Origin of the sequence: Stenotrophomonas maltophilia group sp. RNC7 (assembly GCF_030910085.1) — a bacterium.
GTDB classification, from domain to species: domain Bacteria; phylum Pseudomonadota; class Gammaproteobacteria; order Xanthomonadales; family Xanthomonadaceae; genus Stenotrophomonas; species Stenotrophomonas sepilia.
Window position 1 is genome coordinate 1 of sequence record NZ_JAVFVN010000983.1, and the last position, 281, is coordinate 281.

The following is a 281-nucleotide window of genomic DNA, read 5'->3' on the forward strand; positions in this document are numbered from 1 at the left end:
AAGCTGGGCTGGTGGAATACATCCAGTACTACAACGAAGAGCGCATCAAACTGAAACTGAAAGGCCTGAGCCCGGTAAAGTACCGGGAGCAGGCTCAATCGGCCGCCTGACCCCGTCCAAGTCTCGGGGGTCACTTCACCATGGGGGCTTGGCCGCGGCATCCATGCCGCGGACACTCCCGCAACCGGACCCACCCCGCCTTCGACAGATTTCTGCGATCTGTCGGGCATTGCGTTCTGTAGGTCCACGCCATGTCTGGATGAATCTTCATCGAAATCGAG

General features: G+C 58.7%; 1 protein-coding gene. It reads left to right on the forward strand.

Going from position 1 to position 281, the window contains the following annotated elements; genetic code table 11:
• On the forward strand, positions 1 to 110 hold a 110-nt coding region (locus RCF13_RS25310), incomplete at its 5' end, for an IS3 family transposase (protein ID WP_308141648.1).
• Positions 111 to 281 lie beyond the last annotated feature (171 nt).